At 36.2% G+C, this 4,766-nt stretch carries 3 protein-coding genes and 1 pseudogene; 2 read left to right on the top strand and 2 right to left on the bottom strand.

The genetic code is table 11. The annotated features are described in order from the left end of the window. A pseudogene (locus AFK68_RS10095) lies at nucleotides 1-191 on the top strand (YbjN domain-containing protein); the annotation flags it as partial. A gap of 277 nt (nucleotides 192-468) precedes the next feature. Next, on the top strand, nucleotides 469-1,158 hold the full coding sequence (locus AFK68_RS10090) for an RNA polymerase subunit sigma-70 (RefSeq protein WP_094672592.1): 690 nt from the start codon (nucleotides 469-471) through the stop codon (nucleotides 1,156-1,158). 259 nt (nucleotides 1,159-1,417) lie between these two features. Here the strand turns inward: AFK68_RS10090 and AFK68_RS10085 are convergent, their stop codons facing one another. Next, nucleotides 1,418-1,999, bottom strand: coding sequence for a hypothetical protein (locus AFK68_RS10085; protein WP_143437750.1), 582 nt, complete (start codon nucleotides 1,997-1,999; stop codon nucleotides 1,418-1,420). 912 nt (nucleotides 2,000-2,911) lie between these two features. Next, on the bottom strand, nucleotides 2,912-4,651 hold the full coding sequence (locus AFK68_RS10080; protein WP_210407335.1) for a cell wall metabolism sensor histidine kinase WalK: 1,740 nt from the start codon (nucleotides 4,649-4,651) through the stop codon (nucleotides 2,912-2,914). Between the last annotated feature and the right edge of the window lie 115 nt (nucleotides 4,652-4,766).

Below are 4,766 nucleotides of genomic sequence, written 5' to 3'. Positions count from 1 at the left end.
AAATGCGCTTTGGTGCTTTTGGTATAGATGACAATAATAATATTATATTTGAACATACAATAGTTGGTTCGACTTGTGATAAACCAGAGTTAGAAGCATCTGTTAAAGCAGTTTTAAAAATTTCTGATGAATATGATGATAAAATTGTTGGGCAGTGGGGCGGAAAAAGAGCTATGGATAGAATTAGCTGAAGTCAGAAGTCAGAAGTCAGAAGTCAGAAGTTGAATTTGCAGAACGGACTAAATTTGAGAAGTGCGAGAATGTCTGCCTTAGTAATGGCGACTGCTATAGTCATTCCAGAAAAGGATTGAGATACTTAACCTTGATATAATCCTTTTAAATCAGGAATTTAGCCGTCTAATTTTTATTTCAAACGACTATATTTTGATTTAGCTAAAGGAATTTATATTTTAGAATTAATAGTGCTTCTTAAATTTTATGATTCATTAATCTAATTTTTCCAAGTATATGCTAAAAACAGAGCCTACTTACAAATTTCCCGAATCTAATCACCCCATAGTTAAATCACTATTTCATCACAGTGACCAAGAACTGTTGACCCTATTTCAAAACTATCCAGACCAAGGAAAATACTTTGTCACTATTTTCTGTCGTTATGGTATGATAGTCCAAACTTTAATTCAACATTCTGTGCGATCGCCTGTTCAAGCAGACTATCTATTTGCTCAAACCTGGCAACATATATTTTACGAATTGCGTGGCTTAGATTTGCGAGAGGGAGCAGATCCAGAGACTGGAAATACTACTCTTCAGAATTGGTTAATTAATATTACAGCCATTAGTATTAACCAAGAAGAAATGCCCCCTGTCGAGTCAATTCGTTATTCTTTAGAAATGGCCCCACCACCTTTATGGTGCTATTTCAGGCAAGTATTAGATCAGTTAGAGCCTTTACTACGCTTGATTTTGTTAATGTTTCAGACTTTTCACTGGAGTGAAACAAGAATAGCAGCTTATCTCCAAGCTGAGGGAGAAACAATTTCACATCAGGAAGTAAAATCTTTATTGCAACAGGGATATCATAATCTAGATACTAATTTGCCAGAAGATATTAAAGCCATCTATTTGAATGATGATATTGAGCAAGTTAGTACAGGTATAAATCAGTTTCTCAAAGTTCCAAAAGAACCAGAATAGTTAAGATTCTATTGTTTTAGGGAGTAGGGAGTAGAAAAGAAGAAAAACAACTGTACCTCATTCAATAATTAATAATTACCTCTTCTTATAAAGAAGAGGATTGACTAAAAGGAATTTTTTTCTTTTTTCTCCATGAATGGAGAGGCTTTATACCTTAATTTTTCGGTAACTACTGATAACTGATAACTGATAACTGATAACTGATAACTGATAACTGATAACTGATAACTGATAACTGATAACTGATAACTGAAATGACCTAGTTCAAAAATACCCCACCTTTACCAGTAATATTCAGTGACTTTGTATCTAAATCAAAATCTTCTGTGGGATTAAATATAACTTCTAATACTCTAGAAGAAATCCTCTGAGGACGTACCAAAAGTAAACCACCATCAGGACGTTGGTAGGTTAAGGTTAGTGGAATTGGCAGTTCAGATAATTCTACCACTGAACTTTCACCTAGAATCCGATGTCGGCCACCTATTACCTGATATCCAATTACAGCACCAGTTTGATTAATCAATCTTAGAGTGATGATACCTTCAACAGGGGTAACCCTACCAGCAGGCTCTGGAAATTGGGGTGGGGGCTGAGTAGTTTCTGGCTGCTGAGTCGGAGGCTGACGGCGAGTCGGTTCGGTGTTCTCAGGTTCGACCTCTACAGGTTTTCCTCTATTACCAGATGGCTCAGAAGTATCCTCTTGCTGATTAGTAGCAGGAGGCTTTGTACCAGGTGGTGGGCCTCCAGCGTGGGAAATTGTGATTATCATTAAACTGCTACCAATGGCACTAATAATAGAGGTTGTTTTAACAAAATTAGACAGGAATTGAATCATCATCTCCTCAGATTTTGAATTAGGGACTAACTGCTGAACTTAGATAATTAGGCAAAGTTAGATTTAATTAGATAAATTAATTGTTTGTTCCTTCGTAAAAATACAAGTTTAAACTTTACCAAATATACTTAGGTTTTGCTGAATAAGTCTGAAATTTTGAAGCAGTCAGAAGTTAGAATCTATAGTCATTTTCATTTAGATTGACACAAGTATTTTTTGCTAGAAGAGAGTTTCAGCATAAAAAGTGTTCCATCCTTATTTGAAATAGCTATAATATCATGTCCGGTAGCATCGGTATTGTAAGGTCAAGGTAAGGAAGAAGCAAGAAGCAAGAAGGAATAGGGACAAGGGAAGAGGGCTTAAGAGCCAGAAAAAAACTTAAATTTCTTGTAGATATTGACGCTAACTTTTACACAAATGATACCAGCGGACATAATATAGAAGCCCTAAGCGTATCTCCAGAAAATAGGTCGGAGGGAGAATTAATACCATGTCCGATTGAACGCTTATAATTTAAGATAGTAGGGGAGTAGGGGAGTAGAGGAGTAGGGGAAAAATTAAAATATATCCTCAATACCATGTCCGATTGAACGCTTATAATTTAAGATAGTAGGGGAGTAGGGGAGTAGAGGAGTAGGGGAAAAATTAAAATATATCCTCTTGATCGCCAAATATTTTATTTATACCTAATCATCTGGACATGATATAATTGATCAAAAATGGGTAATAATTGATTTGATGATTGGATGACTGGGAGATATCTAATACACCCCATCTCCCCATCTCCCCATCTCTCCACACTCCCCTACTCTCAATCTCTAATTTTAAATAGATCCCTTCAGGGGTTCTATTAAGTGGCAACTGGCAAGTAAGATACTCATACTACTGACGACTGATAACTGATAAGGGGTTGCCCTAATTCTGATGTAAAGGCAACATAACAGTGGCCATAGTACCTACTTGGGGACGACTTTCAATTGATATTTGGCCATGATGATTTTCAACTATGGCTAGAGCGATCGCTAACCCTAAACCTGACCCAACTGTACCGCGATGGGAACGAGCGGGGTCTACTCGATAAAAGCGATCGAATAAACGAGACAAATCTTCATTGGAAATGCCTATACCATTATCCTTAACCGTTACCTTAAGACAATCATTTTTAAGATTTTGACAACCTTTAAAAATTACTCCACTATTCTCAGAAGTATCACCTAGTTCAGCTTTCTGAGTTCTCAATATTTGCTTTTTAGCTTTTGGAAGGTACTGCAACTCGACTACAAGATGACCACCAGATGGGGTATATTGCATACCATTACTCATCAAATTTGTAAATAGCCTGGCCAGTTGTTGCCAATCTCCTCTGATTGTAATATCTTCCTCAGAAATAGGATGTTTAATAATTTCAGATTTCTCTTGATTTTTATAATTTTGATAGTTAGATTTAGGGATATGATTAGATGTTGAATTTTCTTCAATAAAATCAGGTAGAGAAATTTTTAATTCTAGATTTATACCTTGGGCAGTAGCGATCGCCTGTTGTTCTTCTACTACTTCCATCAATAAAGCATCCAAAGGTATTGGTGAAAATTCTGACTTAACTATCCTACTATCTTGACGTGCCAAAAATAGTAAATCATCTACTAACCGCCCTAAACGACGGGTCAAACGTTCAATAACTTGTAGTTGTTGTTGATGTTCAGATGATGCTAACTTGGGGTCTGCTAAAGCTACCTGGACATTAGTTTGAATCATTGCTATGGGGTTTCGGAGTTCGTGAGAAGCATCAGCAGTAAACTTTTTCAAATGTTGATAAGATTCTCGTACTGGTTGTATTGCTAACCCGGAAAGTAACCAACCGATACTTCCGACAGAAATTACGACTAAACAGATACCGATACTTAAGTCTAGGATTAATTGGCGAATTGGTTTTGTCACTTCAAACCAAGGATGACTAACTCGCAAATATCCTAAGATTTGATGACCTACTTCTACTCTATCTGTCACTTGTCGTAGGAGTAAATTATTATTTGTGATTGGTTGTAATGTTTCAATTTTTCCAGAGTGGGGAGTTATTCGTACTGTTTCTCCAATACGGTTGGAATGTATGGGAATATTTAGGGGCTCAGAAAAGGTTGACCAAAGTAGTTTTCCTGTTGGACTAAACCATTCAATATCAATATGGTCATCTTCTACAGTATTAGCATTATCTGGAAAACTTGCTTCGAGGTTGACACGGAATTTTTTACATGTTTCAATTTTTCCAGAGTGGGGAGTTATTCGTACTGTTTCTCCAATACGGTTGGAATGTATGGGAATATTTAGGGGCTCAGAAAAGGTTGACCAAAGTAGTTTTCCTGTTGGACTAAACCATTCAATATCAATATGGTCATCTTCTACAGTATTAGCATTATCTGGAAAACTTGCTTCGAGGTTGACACGGAATTTTTTACTATTTTCAATAGGAAAGTTGGGGATAGGTTCGATAATTAGCGATCGCTCTACTATTTCTACGACATGAAGCAATGTATCATCTATACGTTCGATTAAGGTACTGCGGAAATAGATATAAAATCCTGTAGCAAATATTAGTAATAAAATGGCTGTGACTGTAGTGTACCAAATTGCTAAACGGCGACGAGTTGTTTGAAACATAATTATAAGGGAAGAGACACAAGATTATCTAGAAATAAAAATATTAGAAACTAATCTAAAACAGAAAATAGGGGGAGGCAAGAATACATAAACAATCTATTGGCTACCTGAAAAT

The organism is Hydrocoleum sp. CS-953 (genome assembly GCF_002260545.1).
Classification (GTDB): domain Bacteria; phylum Cyanobacteriota; class Cyanobacteriia; order Cyanobacteriales; family Microcoleaceae; genus Trichodesmium.
Note: the sequence above shows the minus strand (reverse complement) of the source record. Positions and strands in the feature narration are given on the sequence as shown.